Here is a 470-nt window from a genome sequence, read left to right on the forward strand (position 1 = left end):
TTCGTCACCGACTGCCCGGCCTGGGTGGATGCCCAGCGCCGCCAGCAGATGGAGGAGAAACTGGTCGCCGTCGCCGCCAGCAATTGCCCCGATGTGCTGCACCACGCCATCGCCGAAGCCCTGTATCTGCTCAACCAGGACGGCGAGGAACCCATCGAGGACCTCGTGGCGCACAAGCGTGGCATCACCTTCGGCCCGCAACAACCCGACGGCACCAGTCGGGTCAGTGGCTGGGCCAGCCCGGAATTGCGGGCCACCCTCGATCCCGTCCTGGACCGCTGGGGTGCCCCCGGCATGTGCAACCCCGACGACCCGACCCCGTGCACCTCTGGCACCCCCACCCAGGAGCAGATCGACACCGACACCCGCACCGCCCGGCAACGCACCCACGACGCCCTGCTCACCCTGGGCCGGCACGCCTTGATGTCCGGCCAATTGGGGCAGCACAACGGGCTACCGGTGTCCATCGT

Annotated in this window: 1 protein-coding gene; it reads left to right on the plus strand. The window is 68.9% G+C overall.

Translation table 11 applies throughout. The annotated features are described in order from the left end of the window. Nucleotides 1-470: DUF222 domain-containing protein (locus BST13_RS38100; protein ID WP_142282960.1), on the plus strand; the 470-nt coding region annotated here is incomplete at both ends.

The organism is Mycobacterium aquaticum (genome assembly GCF_002086485.1).
GTDB classification, from domain to species: domain Bacteria; phylum Actinomycetota; class Actinomycetes; order Mycobacteriales; family Mycobacteriaceae; genus Mycobacterium; species Mycobacterium aquaticum.